Raw genomic sequence first — 19,943 nt, 5'->3', positions numbered from 1 at the left:
CTATGGTTTAATCACCAGTTTCTGGCTCACGATCGACTGGCGGCTGCTTGCTATCACCAGATAGAGCCCGGGTACCAGCCTACGGTAAGGATCCACAGCCAACACGGTATCTCCACCCGTATTGGTTAATATCACTTTGGAATAGTACTCCCGGCCGGTTTCATCCATGATCACCACAAGCACTTCTTCATCCTTATTAAACTTAGACAGTTTAATGGATACCTCTTTCCCCGTGGTAGGATTGGGATACACACCGATGGAAGGTTCGTCTTTCCGACCGGTAGACATCACACTTGCATCGTAGCGAACCGCAACCACCTGTGAGTAAGTAAAGGCTCCGTCGAAATCCGTTTGTTTCAAACGGTAATAGGATATTCCATCAAGCGGCTTTTCATCCTTTGCATAATAGTGCAACATGGCAACACTGTTACCGGCACCTTTAACCGTTTTAATCTCGGCGAATTCCTTGCCATCAGATGACTTCTCTATGGTGAAATAATCGTTATTGGTTTCGGATGCGGTTACCCACTCAAGATCCACACATCCTTCGCCGGTTTTCGCCTCGAAGGACAACAATTCTATGGGCAATGCACCAAAGGCACCGCCACCCACACCGATGGGGCCTGCCGCCGTCATGGCAGTGGCAGTGACCGTATACGGGTCGGATCCACCTGCAGCCCCTTCGGCATTCTGTTGGTCCCATGCCCCTCCCGTGTACATACTGATGTATGTTTTGCTTCGGTCAAAGTCACCCGTCTCATCCGACGCATTCCACTGCGTGGTTATGTTATAGTTGGGAGAGCCTGATGTAGTACTTACCTGCCAGGTTTTGTTGATGACCATGGATGTAATCTGCGTACCGCCTGAACAGGCACCATCATCAAACACGTTCTCACACACCCGCGTACCGAAGTCACCGGCAGCACCCGCTGTATTATCAATGGTAACAGGTGTATAACTGGATGTTGTGGTCCCGATCGGGAACGTAAATGCCGAGTTGAGTGATGGTTTTACCAGTTCTCCGATGCCGTCGGTAACAACAAAATTGGACGAGCTCGCACCGGAAATGGTGGTGGTTGTCAGGTCAAAGTCGCCTATAGATATAAATCCGCTGCTAAACGTCAAAGCATTAGCTACCGTTGTATTATCCGATAAAGACACATCACCACTTGAATTGGAAATCGTCAGGTTGTAAAATGGTTGGGCATTGGAAGTGATGGCTTGTGCCACACCGCCATTCAAAACCACGGTACCGGAACCTCCATGGGTAAATGAACCGGTTGCGCCAATGGTCCAATCACCTGCCACATACGCCGTATTTCCGGAAGGTTTGAATTCTCCATCGGTCACCGTAAGTGTGCTCAGAACGGTGAGGTCATCTGCCAGGATAATATCATCACTAGCGGCACCCGCTGTGTTGTTGGTTGTAAACAAGTAAAACGAATTTCCATTGGAAGTAATGGTTTGCACCGCCGTACCATTGAAAGTAACTGTATTGGCATTGCCGTGTGTAAAGGATCCGGATGCGCCCACAGTCCAGTTCTTTCCTACGGATATATTAAAACCGTTGGCATTCAAGTCTCCATCCGTAAGGGTGACGCTTCCATTTGCAGTAAGTGCATCCTGCGGCAAGATGTCATCCGAGCCCGCCGCGCCTGTGTTGTTCACCACAATGTCATAAAACGCCTTGCCTGCAGAAGTGATCTTTTGGTCGCTGGCTCCATTCAAGGTAAGGATACACGTGTTGCTGTGGTTCACATTACCCCCATTGTTAATCCAGTCACCGGCAAGTGAAATATGGTAAGAACTTGTCGCCAGCGTAGGACCGGAATTCAAGGTTAAATCTTCACCAACCACAATGTTACCTTGCAGGGTTTTGTTACCTGATCCGCTGAAGGTAATGTTGGCATAACTCGCTGCTTTGATATTTTGGTTTCCGCCATTGTTGTAATGAACAAGGTTTCCGGCAGCATTTGCGGTAAGGCCGGAGGTAATTGTCGAGGTCGTGATCAACGTTGCATTGGCAGCATTGATCCATGTTCCGGTACCGGTAATGGTTGCCGTGGTAGTCACAGATCCATTATTGGTAACTGTATTGGCACCATCAATGGTGATTGTTTTGGATGCGGACAATGCTGCCGTAGCAGCTATGTCATAGTTGCCCTCCACATATATGCCTCCTCCTACCCCGATAGAACCCGTACCATCAATTGCAACCGCATTACCATCCAGGTATAACCTACTGCTTCCGTTTCCGCCCAAGTGGCTACCGTTGTTGGTATAGCTGCCATATAAATCAATCTGGTTGTTATTGCCATGGGTCAGGGTTGCAGAAGCACCGATCGTAAGATCCGATACGCTTACATCAGCATCCACAGTTACCACATCTGACCCGATAATTGTAACATTATCACATTCAGTGGGCACCTGGGTGGGACTCCAAGTAGAAGCTGTGTTCCAGTTACCACCACCTGTACCATTGGATGTAATGTTCGTGCCTCCGGCTGAAACAGTAAGATCAGCGTGTTGCGTACCATCCACTGTATTCCACGAGCCAGAGGATGAACCAGCATCATAGGTAACATGATAAGGGCTGCCGGCAACGGTAGCTGTGGTAATCATCATTTCAACGCCTGATATGGTGACAACGTCCGTTTTAGTGGGTGTGCCGTCTGTGGTGATGGTGACCGTTATCTGGCCTGAAGTTACATTGATGGAAACGGAGCTAACGTCCCTTCCATTCGCTTTGGATACACTTCCCACTCCGGGTTTAAATTCAAACCCCGTGGGAGCGCCCAATACATAAGTAAGGTTGGTTTGGCTGGCTGCAAAATCGTTTGCAGCACCTTCGGTTACAACTATATCCGTTACGGTTTTCCAGGCACCGCATGCTTCGGTGAATGAGGCAGCACCTTTGGTAACAACAGGCTGAGCGCCTGCTGCGAGAGCACCCGCCATAAATAACAGAACAAGCTGTATAATGGATTTATGTTGCATTGGAATCTATATACACACGTGAGTTATACATGAACCTAGTATTTTTACTAGGCATAAACACCTATTGTTACTCAACAATCCCTTATTTTAGGCTGTTTCAGGGCTGGTCTCGACCAACTGCATAAAGTTCTCCACCAACCGGAATGAAAGTGCCAATGGCCAATAATACCGCAGGTTTTTGTTTAACTACCTGACATTTAACCACATCAATATGTACCTTTGCAAATCTGGTTGTATTTCCGGTGAAACGGCCGGACACCCTGTCCTTACAGCTTCAACTTGAAAGAAAAATCACATAAACTGGCTGAAATTGTTTCGGAGCTTCCGCACAAGCCCGGTATCTACCAGTTTATGGATGACCAGGGCAAGATCATCTACATCGGAAAAGCCCGGGATATCCGCAAACGGGTACAATCGTATTTCACCAAGCATTTTGACAACCGGAAAACAGCGGTGTTGGTCTCACGGATTGCCGACATTCATTACATGGTGGTGGAGACCGAATTCGATGCATTTCTCCTGGAGAACAGCCTGATCAAAAAGTATCAGCCCCGCTACAACATCAAGCTACGGGATGACAAATCCTTTCCATGGATCTGCATCCGCAACGAGCGGTTTCCACGCATATACGGCATGCGCAACCCGGTGCAGGACGGCTCGGAGTACTTCGGTCCGTATGCAAACGTGAAAGTCATGAACACCCTGTTGGAGCTGGTGACCAAATTATATCCCATCCGGAACTGCACGCTGGCCCTTACGGAAGAAAACATCGAAAAAAAGAAATTTCGCATCTGCCTGGAATACCAGATCGGGAACTGCATGGGGCCATGTGAGGGTTTACAAAGTGAAGAGGATTATGATGCCAACATCCGGCACATCCGCAACATCATCAAAGGGAACATCGGGGAAGTGATCCAGCATCTCAAACTTCAGATGAAAGGTTTTGCCGATACTTTCGCTTTTGAAAAAGCCCAGGTCACCAAAGAAAAACTCCAGAAGCTGGAAGCATTCCAGGCCAAATCAACTGTTGTGAATCCAAGGATCGATCATGTGGATGTATTTGCCATTGATACCCATGAAAACGTAGCCTACGTGAACTACCTGAGGATTGTGAACGGAGCCATTGTGCAAACCCATACCGTGGAGTTGAATACCGGACTCAATGAAAGTCGTGAAGAGTTGTTGAGCTTCGCCATCACCGATATTCGCCTAAAAGTGAAGAGCGATGCGCGGGAGGTGATCTTGCCTTTTGAAGTTGAAACCGATGGCCGCTTTCAGTTAATTGTGCCCGAACGGGGCGACAAGAAGAAACTGCTTGATCTCGCCGAAAGGAACGTCAAATACTACCTCATGGATCGTCAGCGGCAACGCCTGACCAAGCCAAAAAAAACCACGCACGCCCAACGCATCCTGGAAACTTTGCAGAAAGATCTCCGGATGAAGGAACTGCCGCAGCACATCGAATGTTTTGATAATTCGAACTTCCAGGGGCATGAACCAGTGGCTGCGATGGTGGTTTTTAAAGATGCCAAGCCATCCAAAAAAGATTATCGTCATTTCAATATCCGAACGGTTCAAGGGCCTGATGATTTCGCGTCCATGGAAGAGATCATCTTCAGACGATACAAACGCATGCAAGATGAAAACGAGCATCTGCCCCAACTGATCATCATCGATGGTGGCAAAGGCCAACTCGGAGCCGCCCTAAAAAGCATTGACAAACTGGGATTACGGGGAAAGATGGCCATTATCGGCATTGCAAAAAAACTGGAAGAGATCTACTTCCCGGGTGACAGTATACCACTGTATCTCGACAAAAAATCGGAAAGCCTGAAGTTGATCCAGCAGCTGCGGAATGAAGCCCATCGTTTCGGCATCACCCATCACAGAAACAAACGGATCAAAAGCGCCCTCACTTCCGAACTGGATCAAGTTCCAGGTATCGGGCAGGTCACACGTACCAAACTGCTGAAGGCATTCGGATCTGTTAAAGGCGTGCGCCAGGCTTCATCTGAAGACCTAGCTCGTGTGGTGGGACAAAAACGAGCCGGCATCATTCAGCACTTCTTCTCACAATCGAACCGACAGGGTTGACCGGGTATCGGCAAAAAGCTAAATTCACGCAGCAAATCCATCCCAACTCATGAAAAGAATTACGATGCGGCTAACGGGAACGCTTATGGCCGCTGGCCTGTGGCTCTCATGCCAGCATCCGTCTAACGCACCCGAAAACATGCTGAAAGAAACCTTGCAACCTCCCATCGCAGCCAAAAAGGATTGTGTACTGACCGAACATGGCAACAAACGAATGGACCCGTACTTCTGGATGCGTCTCACCGACGAACAGAAAAGTGCATCCCAGCCCGATCCGCAAACCCAACAGGTATTGGATTACCTGAATGCCGAGAACGACTACACCCAATCGATACTGGAACATACCGAACCTTTCCAGGAAAAGCTGTTCCAGGAAATAACCGGACGCATAAAAAAAGACGACGCATCCGTTCCCTACCCGAAAAACGGATATTACTATTACTCGCGATACGAAGAAGGCAAGGAATATCCCATTTACTGCCGCAAAAAAGGGAGCACGGATGCACCTGAAGAGGTGATCCTGGACGTGAACGAACTGGCGGGCAAACACGCATACTACAGCGCTACGGGTCTGACTGTGAGTCCGGATAACAACCTGCTCGCTTTCGGTGAAGATACATTGAGCCGCCGCATCTATACCATCCGTTTCAAAAACCTGGCAACGGGTGAGTGGCTGACCGATCAGATCCCCAACACCACCGGTGATGGGGCCTGGGCCAACGATAACCTGACCTACTTTTACACCAGCAAACACCCTGTATCGCTTTTGTCTGAAAAAATATGGAGCCATCAGCTGGGGCAGGACGTTGCACAGGACCAGTTGAAATACCACGAAACAGACCCCTCCTATTACATTGATGTCACACGCAGCAAATCCGGTCGGTTTGTGATGATCCAGGCATCCAGCACGATGACGGACCATTGGCTGATTTTGGATGCCAATCAACCGAATGGTGCTTTCAAATCTTTCACTGCCATTGCGAAGGACCTGAAATACGACATCGAACATGCCGGTCATTCTTTTTACATCCTAACAAACCTGGATGCAAACAACTTCCGGCTGATGGAATGCCCGGAAAAGCAAACCGACAAATCAAACTGGAAAGAGAAATGGGGAACAAGAGAAGACGCTTTGCTGGCCGCATTCGACGTGTTTGAACACCACATCGTGCTCACTGAAAGATCCAACGCGCTCACCCACATACGGGTACTCAACCTGGAAACCGGTGATGATCATGTGATCGCTTTTGATGAAGAAGCCTATGTCACATATCCCACATCAAATGCAGAATACAAAACCAACCAGCTGCGGTTCGCTTATTCCTCCCTGACCACACCCTATTCCATCTACGATTACGACATGAACACGCGGGATAAACAGCTGAAGAAAACCGAAGAAGTCGTGGGCGGACATGACCCCTCACAATACGTGGGTAAACGATTGTGGGCAACGGCAAGTGGCGGCACCAAAATTCCCATCTCGCTTGTATACAGGAAAGATATGGACCCTTCTAACGGGAAAAACCCTTTGTTGCTATATGCATACGGCTCCTACGGGTATTCGATTGATCCCGGGTTTTCCAGCGACCGACTGAGCCTGCTGGACCGTGGGTTCATTTTTGCCATTGCACACATCCGGGGCGGTCAGGAAATGGGGCGATCCTGGTATGATGACGGAAAAATGTTTCACAAGAAAAATACCTTCACCGACTTCATAGACTGTGCGAAATTCCTGATCGATCAGCGATACACATCAGCTGAACATTTGTATGCCATGGGCGGAAGTGCGGGTGGATTGTTGATGGGCGCGGTTCTGAACATGGCCCCGGAAGTATTTCACGGGGTTGTGGCCAGGGTGCCCTTCGTGGATGTGGTATCCACCATGCTGGATGAAACCATTCCGCTTACCACCAACGAATTTGATGAATGGGGCAATCCCAAGAACAAGGATTCTTATGACTACATGCTTTCCTACTCACCGTATGACAATGTGAAACGCATGAATTATCCGAACATCCTGGTCACTACGGGATTGTTCGACAGTCAGGTCCAGTATTGGGAACCGGCCAAATGGGTTGCCAAGTTGAGGGACATGAAAACCGATGACAACCTGCTGTTGTTACAAACCAACATGGAAGCCGGTCATGGCGGTGCTTCCGGGCGTTTCCGTCGCTTTCATGAAACCGCATTTATTTATGCCTTCATGCTTGATCTCGAAGGCATCAAAGAGTAATACCGGAACACCTGTTTTTCAAATTGGATCAATTTATGTAGGTTTAACCAAAACCGCAGAAAAATGACGCAACCTCTGAATATTGCTGCCCTGCTGCTTGTATTTATCCTGAAGCAAGGTTGTCAGCATGCCTCTGACAAAACGGATAGCCAGGATCCTACCTCCAAAACCGATCAGCGAACCGTAGTTGAAAAACGCACCCAGGCCTATGGAGAATCTACATTGCAATGGGAAAGAATGGATGACCATTCATTGGCATGGAACGAAGCGGCGTTGAAGGCATCCGCCGAATGGAAAAAAGACACGGTTGAACAAAACAGCACCGCAAGGAATGCGCTTGCAAAAGCGCTGGATGAAGACCCATCCTTCGTAAAAGGCCTCTCCAAATCGGAAGTTCGTTTCTTCCTTGGCAAACCTGATCAGGAAGGTGCACGCTGGCGATACCGATACGACCAGCATTTTACGCCTGACCAAAACTACATGGGATGCTGGATGGAAATTTATTTTTCCGAAGAAGGCACCGTCGCAGATATTTCCCGCCTGTGCCCTTAGATGCTTCCACACCGTGTTCAATACAATAATGCACACTTTCTGATGTTCTTCGTCTACCTCATTTAAGGTAAGTTCGCTGCATGGCACAAAAGAAACAACATCCAAACTTGCATTACACCCTGCTGATGGGCCTGTTGCTGGGCTGGCTGTTCAATGCATACGGACAGGAGATATCCATCGGTCAATGGCGTGACCACCTCCCCTACAACAACGTGAAATCCATCGCCTACGCAAAGGACAAAGTATATTGTGCCACCGGCTACGGCTTGTTTGAATATTCACTAAACGACCAATCCATTACCCGCTACACGAAGGTGTCCGGCCTGTCTGATTTCGAAGTGAATGCCATTGCCTGGGATGATGCACACCAACTGCTGGTGGTGGCTTATTCGAATGCCAACGTGGACATCATCGAAAACAACCAGATCTACAACATCAGCGATATCAAACGAAAGCCGATCCTGGGCAGCAAAATCATCAACAAAATCCTGATCCAGGGCAACCTCGCCTACCTGTCATGCGGCTTTGGCATTGTGGTGCTGGATGTAACCCGAAAAGAAGTAAAGGACACCTACATCATCGGAGAGAACGGTTCCCAACTGGGCGTGAACGACCTGACCTGCAACGGCCCGTATTTCTTCGCCGCAACAGAGAAAGGAATTTACAAGGCGAGTGCTACCAACCCCAACCTTGCCAACTATGCCAACTGGACAAGGGAATCGGCCGGACTCAAAGAACCGGTTGCTTCCTATGACCACATTGCGGCGTTGAACAGCCTGATATTTGTAAACAGAAATGGTACAGGTTTCAATCGCGATACCCTGTTATATTACAATGGCACCAAGTGGGGCTATGTGGATTCGCTTAGTTCCTGGGAACTTCATAACCTGGAAGTGCACAACGGTTATCTGTTCCGGACAAACTATTTCAGTGTAGAACAATTTGACAACACCCTCACCAGAACTGAACTCATGCAAGGATGGGGCGGATCTGTCGATCCATGGCAGGCCATTCCGGGCGAAGCTGGTGTGATGTGGATCGCCGATGGCCGGTATGGCCTTATCCGCTATCTCAACAACAGCATCAGCGAACAAATCGCCCCCAAGGGACCATGGACCAGCAATGTAGCCGGCCTGGCCATAGATAACGGCAAGCTGTGGGTGGCAAGCGGCGGCGTGAACGCATCCTGGGGAAACATGTGGCGAACCGACGGCATTTTCATGTTCGATAACCAGACATGGACCAACATCAACCGCGACAATACCTCAGGTATGGATACACTCTTCGACCCCATCCGCATCACGGTGGATCCTTCCAATGCTGACAGAATATATGTGGCCAGCTGGAGCCGGGGTCTGGCCGAAATCACAAACGGGCAGATCACCAACATGTACAATGACCTGAACAGCGACCTTCAACGAATTGACGTACCTGGCTATTTCTGGATCGGTGTAGGTGGACTTGCGTGGGATGATGAGCAGAATCTGTGGATGACCAACTCCTCCGTTGCCAAACCCCTGGTGGTGAAACGCGCAGACGGAAAATGGAGCGCCTTCAGCCTGGGAAGCAAGGTTACAACCGCCAACAACGTAGCCGACGTTATTTCTTCCTCTTCAGGTGCTCAATGGGTACTGGTGGTTCGCGGTCCCACCAAAGGCATCGCGGTTTTTGATGCCAACCACACACTGGACAATACCTCGGACGACCGCAGGAAATTCCTGGAGAGCGGCATTGGTAAAGGGAATCTACCATCGGATGAAGTACTTTCCATTGCAGAAGACCGGGAAGGTGAAATATGGGTGGGCACCGCAGAAGGTCCATGTGTGTTTTATACCCCCGAATCGGTGTTTGATGGTGGAGATGCAGCGGAAGCCCAGCGAATCCTGGTTGAAAGGGATGGATACACAGAATATTTGCTTGATGGAAATGCGATTACCTCCATTGCGGTTGACGGGGCAAACCGAAAATGGTTGGGCACAGATATGTCCGGTGTATTTTTGCTGTCTCCCGATGGCACCAAAGAACTGCTACACTTTACCGCAGAGAACAGTCCGCTCTTCTCCAATAAAATCGTATCCATCGCTATCAATCATGACAACGGTGAAGTATTCTTTGCCACCGACCGTGGCGTGATCTCCTACAAAGCTACAGCCACCAAAGGCGAGAATGAATTCAAGGAAATTCTGGTTTACCCCAATCCTGTGCGGGAAAATTATGACGGTCCGATCGCCATTCGCGGATTGGTGGAAGATGCCAATGTGAAGATCACAACCATCAGCGGATCCATTGTGTTTGAGACCACCGCATTGGGTGGCCAGGCCATCTGGGATGGCAAGAACTTTGACGGGCAACGTGCCAGCAGTGGTGTATACCTGGTGTTCTGCACCAACGACGATGGCAGTGAAACGCTGGTAACCAAAATCGTGCTGATACACGGCAGCTGACCATGTTCCGCACCTGCGAAGCCATCGTACTCAACAGCATCCGTTTTCAGGAAAATAAATTGATCACCCGGGTGTTGACCGAAGATCTCGGCATGCGCTCTGTAATCAGTTCAAGGGGAAACGCCAAAAGCAACCGCAACAAAGGCTTGCTTCAACCACTGAGTATCCTGGAAATATCGTTTTCTCTCAGGGAAAAATCCCAGCTGCATCATATACGGGAAGTACAGAATGCACATCCACTGCTTACCCTTCAACAAGATCCGATCAAAATTTCGCTGGCCCTTTTTACAGCTGAGTTGCTGCACAAGGCTTTGAGGGAGGAAGCGACTTCACCGCAATTGTTCCGTTTCGTCAGGCAAACCATCATTGATCTCGATGATGCACCTGGGGTATCCTCTTCATTTATCATCGGGTTTCCTCTGGGATTAATGCGTCACCTGGGCATACAACCGCACAACAACCGCACCGAAGATGCGCCGTATTTTCATCTTGAGGAAGGTGAATTTTTCAGGCATCCGGCATCATCTCCTGATGCGCCAACCCGGGAGGAAAGCCTGGTTTTATCGGAAATGCTGGAGGCATTACCCGGTGACGTGGTATTCAACACCATCGGCCGACCCATGCGCAAACGGTTGACCGCAATCCTGCTCAGTTATCTCAGATTCCATCGCCCTGGTTTCGGGGAGTTGAGGTCTTATCAGGTTCTTGAACAGGTTTTTCACTGACACCCATCTGCGGTTTTTCCTTCTCCACTGCCGAATCATAACGTGCCGAGTACAGTAGTGCATCCACCTTTAGCACGTATTCCCGTTTCTTAAACTTGGGTGCATACACAAAACCCATAACGGTGATCAGGTTCTTTCCGGATGGGTCCAGCTGTGTGAAACTCACATAGGGCCCGCCCATAAAATCACCTTCCACGTGCCACAAACCCCTCAATTCAACCGCACCGAATGCCTGATGTTGTGAAAACCTGGTTTCCTGCACCGGGATATCTGTAGCGATGTTGAAATAGGATCCGGGTGTTGGACCCGGGATATACCTCCGTGCCCTGGTATTGATGGTCGTCAGGATGGAATCAACAGAAAAATCAGCTGTGTCTTTATAAGATGTGCGAATCACCACCAGGTCGGTGGAGGTTTCCGCTGTTTCATGCCGGAACCAGGCAAAGTCAGCGGTATCCACTGCCAAACGGAAATCGATCGGAACAAACATATTCAGGTCGAATTTCTCCTTGCACAAGGCCATCAGTTCGGTGTCTTTCACGAATCCGTTCAACAACCGTTTCCTGTCGTTCAGTTGAAAGAAGTAGATCAGCTTTTCCTGCTGGGCCCTCATGATATCAGCAATCGCCTGATCATTGGGTCCTACTACGGTTGCCACCATTTGCTGTTTGGCCCATTGATCTTTCTGGAAATAGATACCCGCTTCCCTGCTATCATCTACCACCAGGTTGAGGATGTTCAGATACGTGCGAAAGGTACTGGAAAAGCTTTCGGGTGGAACGGTATTCATCTCAAACAGCGGTTCACTCTGAGGTATCCCTTTCATGTCTTGCTTGAACATGGCTTTCATCACCTTGCCCGTTTGTCCTTCATACAATTCATTGGATAAGACACCCAGGATTTCTCCGGGTCTTCCGGTATAGGATGGAAGAATGCGTGAATCGCCCGTATCACACGCCAGTGGCAGGAATATTACGGCGGCCAATAAATGAAAAAGAATGAAAAAGCGGATGGAAAAGATCGGGTGGTGTTCAGCCTTTGACACTTACTTTGATTTTTGTACCTGGTTTGGGTTCCTGCGACTCCTGGAATCCATTCAGTTGTCTCAGGTGATGAACGGTGATACCGCTGTATTTATTTGCGATATCCAGCAACGTATCGCCGGGCTGCACCTCGTACATGATGTAATTTCCATCCTCTGCGGATGTAGGAGAACCCGGGGAAGGGTGTTCCTTTTCGGCAACGATTTCTTCCGGTTGTGCAACCGGAACCGCCTCCTTGATCTCCCTTTCAATAACCAGTCGTTGCCCCGGATAGATCATATTGGAGCGAAGGTGGTTCCATGCACGGATATCTTCCACCGAACAATTGTTGCTATATGCGATTGCGCCGAGGTATTCACCGCGTCTCACGGTATGATATTCCTTCACCACCTTGCTCACATACGTAACGGCCGTGCCGTCGGGCAAACTGTCAGCCGCAGGCTTGTTTTGGTAGGCATAGATGGCTTGCTCATTGTTAATGAACATCGGGATTTTTTCCACGGGTAACGTCAACACCGTTGGTTTTTTGTCGCGCAGCACCACCTCCCCGAGTTTGTACACCGGGTTGAGGTACTCCAGGTCTTCCATGGGAACGTTGAGCATCAGGCTGAGTTGGTCGAGCTTAAGTGGCTGTTTCACATGCACGGTATCCACCTCGAAAAACATTTTGCGCGGCGGAATCGGATACAAATTGTGCGCGGCGGCATTGTTCATGAAATACATGGCAGCGATAAATGCAGGGACATAACCCCTGGTTTCCGAAGGAAGATACTTTCTCAATTGCCAGTAATCAGTGACGCCGCCGGATCTGCGAATGGCGCGGCTAACCGTTCCGGGGCCACTGTTGTATGCAGCCAATACGAGCAACCAATCGTGAAACATGCCATACAACTGTTGCAGGTATTCACATGCCGCGATGGTGGATTGGTACGGATCCCGCCGGTCATCAACGTAAGACGTGACATCGAGTTTGAAAAGCTTTCCGGTGCGGTACATGAACTGCCAGAGGCCGGTGGCTCCTGCAGACGAAACCGCCGAGGGGTTCAAAGCCGATTCCACGATGGCCAGGTATTTCAATTCCAGCGGAAGCTGGTACGCATCCAGCACTTCTTCGAACATGGGAAAATAGAGTTCACTCATGCCCAGCACACGGGACGACAGGTTGCGTTTGCGTATCACATACAGTTCAATGAACTTCCGAACGGCATCGTTATAGGTGATATCTATCGGGGTGCCGGCGTTCAGTTTCTCCAGCTGGGCCTGGTAATAGGCATCGTCGTAACGAGGGACGCTATCAGATGGAAAGAAACAGATGTTCAGAACGGAGGTATCCGTGGTGAAGTCCGAACAATCGAAATAATGGCGGTATAGCAAGCTATCCAGCATGGCTGCTACGGGTTGATCGTTCTCTACCCATGCAATGCTATCCGTTCGGGTTTGTGGAATGGAATCTTGCGGCTCAGCTACAGATGCCCGGATCACACCCGGCAACATCAACAGAAACATGGCCCATCCGATGGATCCCGGATAGATGTGCTTCAGCAGACGAAGCAGGTAATCGGACAAACGTACGTTGCTACTTTGACTCCTCAGAATTATTCGGCTTATCCTCGCCTTTCTTCTCATCCTTGGTGGCTTTCTTGAATTCATTGATTCCCTGGCCCACACCTTTCATCAAGTCAGGGATTTTTCTGGCACCGAATAAAAGCACCACAATAATTAATATGATCACCACCTGATTGGGGCCGACCATTCCTAGTAATACGGGGGAATTCATGCCGGGGTTCTGTTTTTAGCTGAATAACAAATGTAGCAAATGTTTTGGAACGATGGCGGTGTTCCCCGCAGGTGAAAACATCATAACTGAAACGAAACAGGCGGATGCGCCGAGCACATCCGCCTGTTGATTCTGAACGAGGTCGTAGCAGCTTTATTCTGTCAGTTCCGAGGCACTGTATTTCAACCGCTCCTTCATCAGGTACATCACCGGAATGATGACCAGGGTGAGGAACGTTGCGAAGCTCAGACCGAAGATCACCGCCCAGGACATAGGGCCCCAGAAGATCACGTTGTCACCTCCGAAATAGATGTCTGCATCCAGGTCGGAAAGCAGGGTGAAGAAGTTGATGTTCATACCTGTTGCCAGGGGTACGAGTCCGAGCACCGTTGTAATGGCGGTCAGCAACACGGGGCGCAAACGGGTTTTACCAGCCTGAATGACGCAAACAACAAGTTCATTGAAAGGCAGTTTATCATCTTCGCCCAAACCCAGTTCTTCCTTTCGCCGATCGCGCAACAGGTTGGTGAAGTCGATAAGAACGATGGCGTTGTTCACCACCACCCCCGCCAGGGAGATGATACCGATCATGGTCATGATTACCACGAATTCCATCTGGAAAATCACAAGTCCGAGCAACACACCGGTCAAACTGAACACCACCGACGCCACGATCAGCACCGGGGTTGCGGCCGAGTTGAACTGTGCCACGATGATCAGGAAGATAAGCAACACCGCAATCACGAGTGCCTTTCCGAGGAACGACATTTCCTTTGCCTGTTCTTCCTGTTCTCCGGTGAACTTGTATTCCATGCCGTCGGGCAGTTTGTACCCATCCATCGCACCCTTGATGTTGGATACCACTTCGGTTGGATTGTATCCTTCGGCAACCGAGGAGAAAACAGTCACCACACGGTTGGCATTCTTTCGTTTGATGGAGCTGTAGGTAGAGCTTTGCCTGGCTGAGGCCACGGCCGAAACCGGCACCTGTTTGATGCGTCCGCTGGTTTGGTCCCGGAAGGTGATGCGGGTATTCATGAGTGATTCCACATCATACCGGTACCTGTTTTTGAAACGCAGCTGGATCGGATACTCATCTTCCCCTTCCTTGTATTGGGAGATCTCATTCCCGTACAATGCGGTGCGAATGGTGGATGCGATCAGTCCTGTAGAGAGCGACAAACGCCGGGCTTTGGCACGGTCGATGTCTATGATGAGTTCGGGTTTACCCAGTTCGATGTCAAGTTTCAGTTCATCGATTCCAAGAATGTTCTTGGATTCAATGAAGCTTCTGATCTTATCACCTTCCGAAAGCAACTGGTCAATATCGTCACCCGTGATTTCAATGTTGATGGGTGCACCTGCCGGAGGTCCTACCTTGTCTTTTTCCACACGGATTTTGACACCGGGTATTTTTCCCTTAACCGCCTTACGCAGATCTTCCATCACGTCGCTGGTATTCACCTTGTCACCGGTACGGGGATCTGTTCTGTACTGGAACTCCCGGAAGTTAACAGTGATACGGGCGCGGTGTGGCGTATTACCCATCGACGGCCCTTCGTTCGGGTCGGTGGTTCCCTGTCCAACGTTAGCGATCACACTTTCAACCAGGAAGTTGTTCCCGCTGTCCACCTCGAATTTCTGCACTTCGTTCATCACAATGTGCTCTACCTTGCGGGTCACCTCATCCGTCTTTTCAATATCGGTTCCGATCGGCAGTTCAATGAAGATGTTCACGTACTTGGGCATGTTCTCCGGAAAGAACAACACCTTGGGTGTAAACACGCCCAGCAGGAAGAATGAAAGCACCAGCATACCGATGGTACCGAAGAAGAACACAAGCCGATTGCCTTTTTTCAGTGCGAATGCGAGGAAGCGTTCGTAGAATTTTTCCACCCTGGGCATGGCACCATCCTGAAACCTGCGGGCACCCGGCACCAGGAGGAAACCGTTGATCAGGGATATGATCACACAACAGATCAGCAGGCTTCCCATGGTGATAAATCCTCCCGCATAAAACAGCACGGCAAGTACCAGTGCAACGCCTGAGAAGCGGAACATCAGTTTTTTGTTCACTTTATCTTCCTCCACCTTCATCCAAAGTGCCGTAAACACCGGGTTGATCACCAAGCCTACAAACAGCGAAGAACCCAGCACGATGATGAGCGTAAGTGGCAGGAAGCCCATGAACTCACCCATCATACCCGGCCAGAACATCAGCGGCAGAAAAGCCGCCAGCGTGGTGGCGGTGGATGCGATGATGGCGATGGCCACCTCACCCGCACCTTCCTTGGCCGCCTGTCGCGCCGACATGCCTTCGCTCATCAAGCGATAGATGTTCTCCACCACCACGATCCCGTTATCCACCAGCATACCCAGGGCCAGGATCAGTCCGAACAGCACCATCATGTTGATGGTGGCACCCATTGCACCGAGTACCACAAAGGCGGTGAGCATGGACAATGGGATGGCGATGCCCACGAAGAGCGCATTCCTCACACCCAGGAAGAACAGCAGCACAAGCACCACGAGGATCACACCGGAAATGATGGAGTTCTCGAGGTTGTCTACCATGTTGCGGGTCATCTGCGACTGGTCATTGGTAAGTGAAATCGTCAGGTTGGGAGGCAGCGTGGTTTTCTTCGCGTCATCCAGCACCACCTTGATTTCGTCCATGGCGGAGAGCAGGTTTTGACCGGCACGCTTCACCACATCCAACATCACAACCGGCTTCTCAAATTCACGGGCGTAGCTCTTTCTCTCCTCGAACTGGAAGTTGACGTCCGCGATGTCTTTCAGGTACACGATGTTCCCTTTCTCCTGCTTCACAATGATGTTGCGGATCTCATCCATGTTGTTGAAATCGCCCACAGCACGCACCGTGCGGCGCAATCCGTCAACCAATATCTCCCCTCCCGCGATGGTCAGGTTCTCGTTGGAAACCGCACCGGCAATATCATTGAAGCTGATGTTGAGCGCTTCCATCCGGTTCTTATCCACGCTGATCTCCACTTCCTTTTCCTGCAGGCCACGGATATCTACGCGGGAAATTTCGGGGATGTCCTCAATGCGATCTTCCAGGTACTCGGCGTATTCCTTCAGCTGGTTGGGCGAAAAGTCACCCGAGAGGTTGATGTTCAGGATGGGAAATTCCGAAAAGTTCATTTCGAAGATGTTCGGTTCCGCCGGCAGGTCCTTGGGAAAACTGGCTTCGGCCCGGGCCTTGTCCACCGCATCCTTTACTTTTCGCAGGGCTTCGGTGGGGCTTACGGAGAAATCGAACTCAACCAGGATGGTGGAATAACCGTCCAGGGAAGTGGACGTGATCTTCTCCACGTCTGTGATGGTATTGATCTCCTTTTCGAGCGGGCGCGTGATCAGTTTCTCCATGTCGGCCGGCGAGTTACCGGGGTAGGCCGTTCCCACATAAATCTGGGGGATGATGATATCCGGGAAAGATGCCTTGGGCATGCTGCTGTAGGATACCAGCCCCATGATCACGATAATGAACATCAGCACCATCACCGTGGTGCGGTTGTTCACCGAGAGGGTGGAGAGGAAAAACTCCCTTTTGAGGCCCTTTTTTTCTTGATTACTCATGGTCATTCCGTACTTCAAGTTGATCACCGTCCTTCAGGGTTCTGGCACCTGCCAGCACCACCTGTTCACCCGGATGCAACCCTTGTTTCACATGGGTATCACCCTGGTATGTCAGGCCGGTTTGCACATATATTTTTTTCGCGTGGCCATTGTTGACCACGAACAGGTAATTCTTGCCCTCGGCATCCTGCATCAGGGCGGATGAAGGAACGACCAGGGCGCTGTCGGATTTGAAATCGAGGATGCGCACAGCCGATAGCATGTTGGGTTTCATCTCGAAATCGGCGCGGGGGATGTCCACCTGGATGCGGAACGTACGGTTGTCGGGGTTGATGTATTTGCCCACCGACCGCACTTTTCCTTCATACCAGTTGTCGTTCACCATCGAAAAGTTCACGAGCGCATGGTTTCCTTTTTTCAGATCTTCCACATAGCGTTCAGATACATCCGCCACGAGATAAGACTGGGACGTGTTGACCAGTCGCAGCACCGGAAATCCGGGCATCGACAATTCTCCTTCTTTCACAAAGACATCATCCACAACACCACTGTATGGTGCTTTGATCACTGATTTCTGAATTTGTTCACGAATGGTATTCCGGGCTTTGGCAAGCGACTCCATGTTGGTTTTGGCCTGGAGGTATTGGATTTCCGACCCGATGCCCTGGTCCCAGAGTTTCTTTTGCTTTTCGTAAACAGTGTTGGCCAGATCGTATTGGGCTTCCACTTCCGATGCCCTGGAGCGCAGGATATCGCTGTCGAGCACCACCAGGGTTTGCCCGGCCTGAACCTGGGCACCTTCTTCAACCAGTACCTGTTTAACATCACCGCCTGTTTCAGATGTGATGGTTACGCTCTTATCCGCTTCAACCAGGCCCTGAACCTCGAAGTAATGTTCGAAGGTATCGGGTTGCAGGGTGCGGGCAGACACCAGGAATACACGTTTCTGAATGGTTGTGTCAAGCTTGGTGAGCTGCACATCGATTTCTGCCAGGCGTTTCCCTATTTCGTCATACTTGGATTTCAGGCTGTCCCGCTCTGCATGGAGCCGGGCCACCTCGCCCTCTCCGTTCTTCTGCTGACATGCGGCCAAAAGCGCAAGTACCGGAATGAAATACAACAGTCTTTTCATGGTTAATCAAGGAATTATTTGTTGAGTACTTTTTGAAGCCGTGCTTTGGCCAACAGCAAATCGGCCGCAGCGGCGTAGTATGATATTTGGGTATTGATCTGTTGGTTCTGCGCCTGGGTCAGTTCCATGCTGGTGGCCATCCCCTCTTTTTGTTTGATGGTCATTTTGTTCAGGATCTTGTCGGACAGTTCTGTGTTGGATTTGGCGGTTTTGAATGCTGCTACCGCTACGTCCATGGACGCCTTGGCGGAGACGTATTCCATGCGGAGGTTATCGGCCAGCAATTGTTTGTTGTTGCTTACCTTTTCCAACTCGAGTTTGGCCTGTCCGATGCGGGACGCCTGTCCCCTGCTATCAAAAATGGGGATCTCTATTTTGAAGCCGGCAACGGTGGTGGGATACCACTTTCCTTCGGATGAGAAGAAACTGAAATCATTCCTGTATGCATTCTGGGAATGGCTGATGAATCCGGCCATGGAAGGGTAGCGTGAGAACTTTTCCTTTTTCAGGTTGAGGGCGGTTAATGCCTCTCCTGACGTGGCCATTTTGTAATCCGGGTTGTTGTTCATGTCAAATGCCTCACCTGCCAGGTTTTCTGTAGACGCCTGTTCTGCCAGGGCCACCAGGTCATCGGTAAGTTCAATGCCCTGATCGGCTGGGTAGCCCATTTGCATTTTCAGCAGATCGGTTGTAACGGTAGAAAGTTCCTTTGACTTGGCAACGGCATTTTGCAATTGGGCTTCCTGCAGGGTTATGACTTCAACATCGAGGTCTTCCAGGAAACCGTTCTCGTGCATGGCTTTGATATCAGACAGGAGTCGGGAAACCGTAGCCAGGTTTTCTTCCAGTGCCTTCTGGCTGGCTTTGGCCTGCAATGCCTGGTAGTAAGATGTTTGCACAAGGTTGCGTACATCTGCATCGGCCTTTAGCTTCTGTTCGTCGGCAAACTTGGCATAGGTTTTTGCTGCCTGAAGACCCACAATATAGGTTCCGTTGAAGATCAACTGGGAGAGTGTGATTCCGGCGGATGCATTGTTGGTGGTACCGAACTGAAGGTCCACGAATTCACCGGCAGGACCTCCGAACGCTTCCGCCGGTGCCACTGAAGTCGGGATATCTATAAAATTCTGGTATGATACTTCACCGGAGATCTGCGGAAGTCCCATTGCCGTGGTTTCCCATATTTTCTTTTTGGCCACTTCCACATCCAGGCCGGCATTTTTTGCCTGTGTGTTATTTTTCTGTCCATACTGAACAGCCTGCTCCAGGGAAAAGGCAGAACCGCCTTCCTGGGCACGTGCGATGAAGCCTGTAGTGAGCAGGAGCATCAAAAGCCATATGTTATT

General features: G+C 50.1%; 12 protein-coding genes. 5 read left to right on the top strand and 7 right to left on the bottom strand.

The window, feature by feature from the left end; all coding sequences use genetic code 11:
* The gene (locus H6585_15120; GenBank protein ID MCB9449662.1) at positions 1-2,958 is read right to left on the bottom strand and encodes a T9SS type A sorting domain-containing protein; all 2,958 of its coding nucleotides are present in this window, start codon (positions 2,956-2,958) and stop codon (positions 1-3) included.
* A 318-nt stretch (positions 2,959-3,276) separates the two neighbouring features.
* Between H6585_15120 and H6585_15115 the strand changes: the two genes are divergently transcribed.
* From H6585_15115 to recO, 5 genes are all read left to right on the top strand, one after another.
* Positions 3,277-5,091 (top strand): excinuclease ABC subunit C, encoded by a 1,815-nt coding sequence (locus H6585_15115; protein ID MCB9449661.1) that lies wholly within the window; start codon positions 3,277-3,279, stop codon positions 5,089-5,091.
* 49 nt (positions 5,092-5,140) lie between these two features.
* Positions 5,141-7,324: a S9 family peptidase gene (locus H6585_15110; protein MCB9449660.1), complete on the top strand. Its 2,184-nt coding sequence runs from the start codon at positions 5,141-5,143 to the stop codon at positions 7,322-7,324.
* A 63-nt stretch (positions 7,325-7,387) separates the two neighbouring features.
* Positions 7,388-7,876: a hypothetical protein gene (locus tag H6585_15105; protein MCB9449659.1), complete on the top strand. Its 489-nt coding sequence runs from the start codon at positions 7,388-7,390 to the stop codon at positions 7,874-7,876.
* Positions 7,877-7,983: 107 nt separating this feature from the next.
* Positions 7,984-10,320: a hypothetical protein gene (locus tag H6585_15100; protein MCB9449658.1), complete on the top strand. Its 2,337-nt coding sequence runs from the start codon at positions 7,984-7,986 to the stop codon at positions 10,318-10,320.
* A gap of 2 nt (positions 10,321-10,322) precedes the next feature.
* Positions 10,323-11,045: a DNA repair protein RecO gene (recO, locus tag H6585_15095; protein MCB9449657.1), complete on the top strand. Its 723-nt coding sequence runs from the start codon at positions 10,323-10,325 to the stop codon at positions 11,043-11,045.
* On the opposite strand, the gene H6585_15090 is transcribed toward recO, so the two are convergent.
* From H6585_15090 to H6585_15065, 6 genes are all read right to left on the bottom strand, one after another.
* On the bottom strand, positions 10,978-12,090 hold the full coding sequence (locus tag H6585_15090; protein MCB9449656.1) for a DUF4837 family protein: 1,113 nt from the start codon (positions 12,088-12,090) through the stop codon (positions 10,978-10,980). The genes recO and H6585_15090 overlap by 68 nt on opposite strands.
* Positions 12,077-13,654: a transglycosylase SLT domain-containing protein gene (locus H6585_15085; protein ID MCB9449655.1), complete on the bottom strand. Its 1,578-nt coding sequence runs from the start codon at positions 13,652-13,654 to the stop codon at positions 12,077-12,079. Before H6585_15085 ends, H6585_15090 begins: the two co-directional genes overlap by 14 nt.
* 10 nt (positions 13,655-13,664) lie before the next feature.
* A complete protein-coding gene (gene tatA / locus H6585_15080) occupies positions 13,665-13,865 on the bottom strand; it encodes a twin-arginine translocase TatA/TatE family subunit (protein MCB9449654.1) in 201 nt (66 codons plus the stop codon).
* 153 nt (positions 13,866-14,018) lie between these two features.
* Positions 14,019-17,465 carry an efflux RND transporter permease subunit gene (locus tag H6585_15075; GenBank protein ID MCB9449653.1) on the bottom strand — a complete coding sequence of 1,149 codons (3,447 nt, stop codon included), beginning with the start codon at positions 17,463-17,465 and terminating at the stop codon, positions 14,019-14,021.
* Positions 17,458-18,597 (bottom strand): efflux RND transporter periplasmic adaptor subunit, encoded by a 1,140-nt coding sequence (locus H6585_15070; protein ID MCB9449652.1) that lies wholly within the window; start codon positions 18,595-18,597, stop codon positions 17,458-17,460. The genes H6585_15075 and H6585_15070 overlap by 8 nt, the downstream gene beginning before the upstream one ends.
* Positions 18,598-18,611: 14 nt before the next feature.
* Complete coding sequence (locus H6585_15065) at positions 18,612-19,925, bottom strand: TolC family protein (GenBank protein MCB9449651.1); 1,314 nt, start codon at positions 19,923-19,925, stop codon at positions 18,612-18,614.
* Positions 19,926-19,943 lie beyond the last annotated feature (18 nt).

It is taken from the genome of Flavobacteriales bacterium (assembly GCA_020635855.1).
In the GTDB taxonomy this organism is placed as follows: Bacteria; Bacteroidota; Bacteroidia; order JACJYZ01; family JACJYZ01; genus JACJYZ01.
This window is presented reverse-complemented; position numbering and strand designations above follow the sequence as displayed.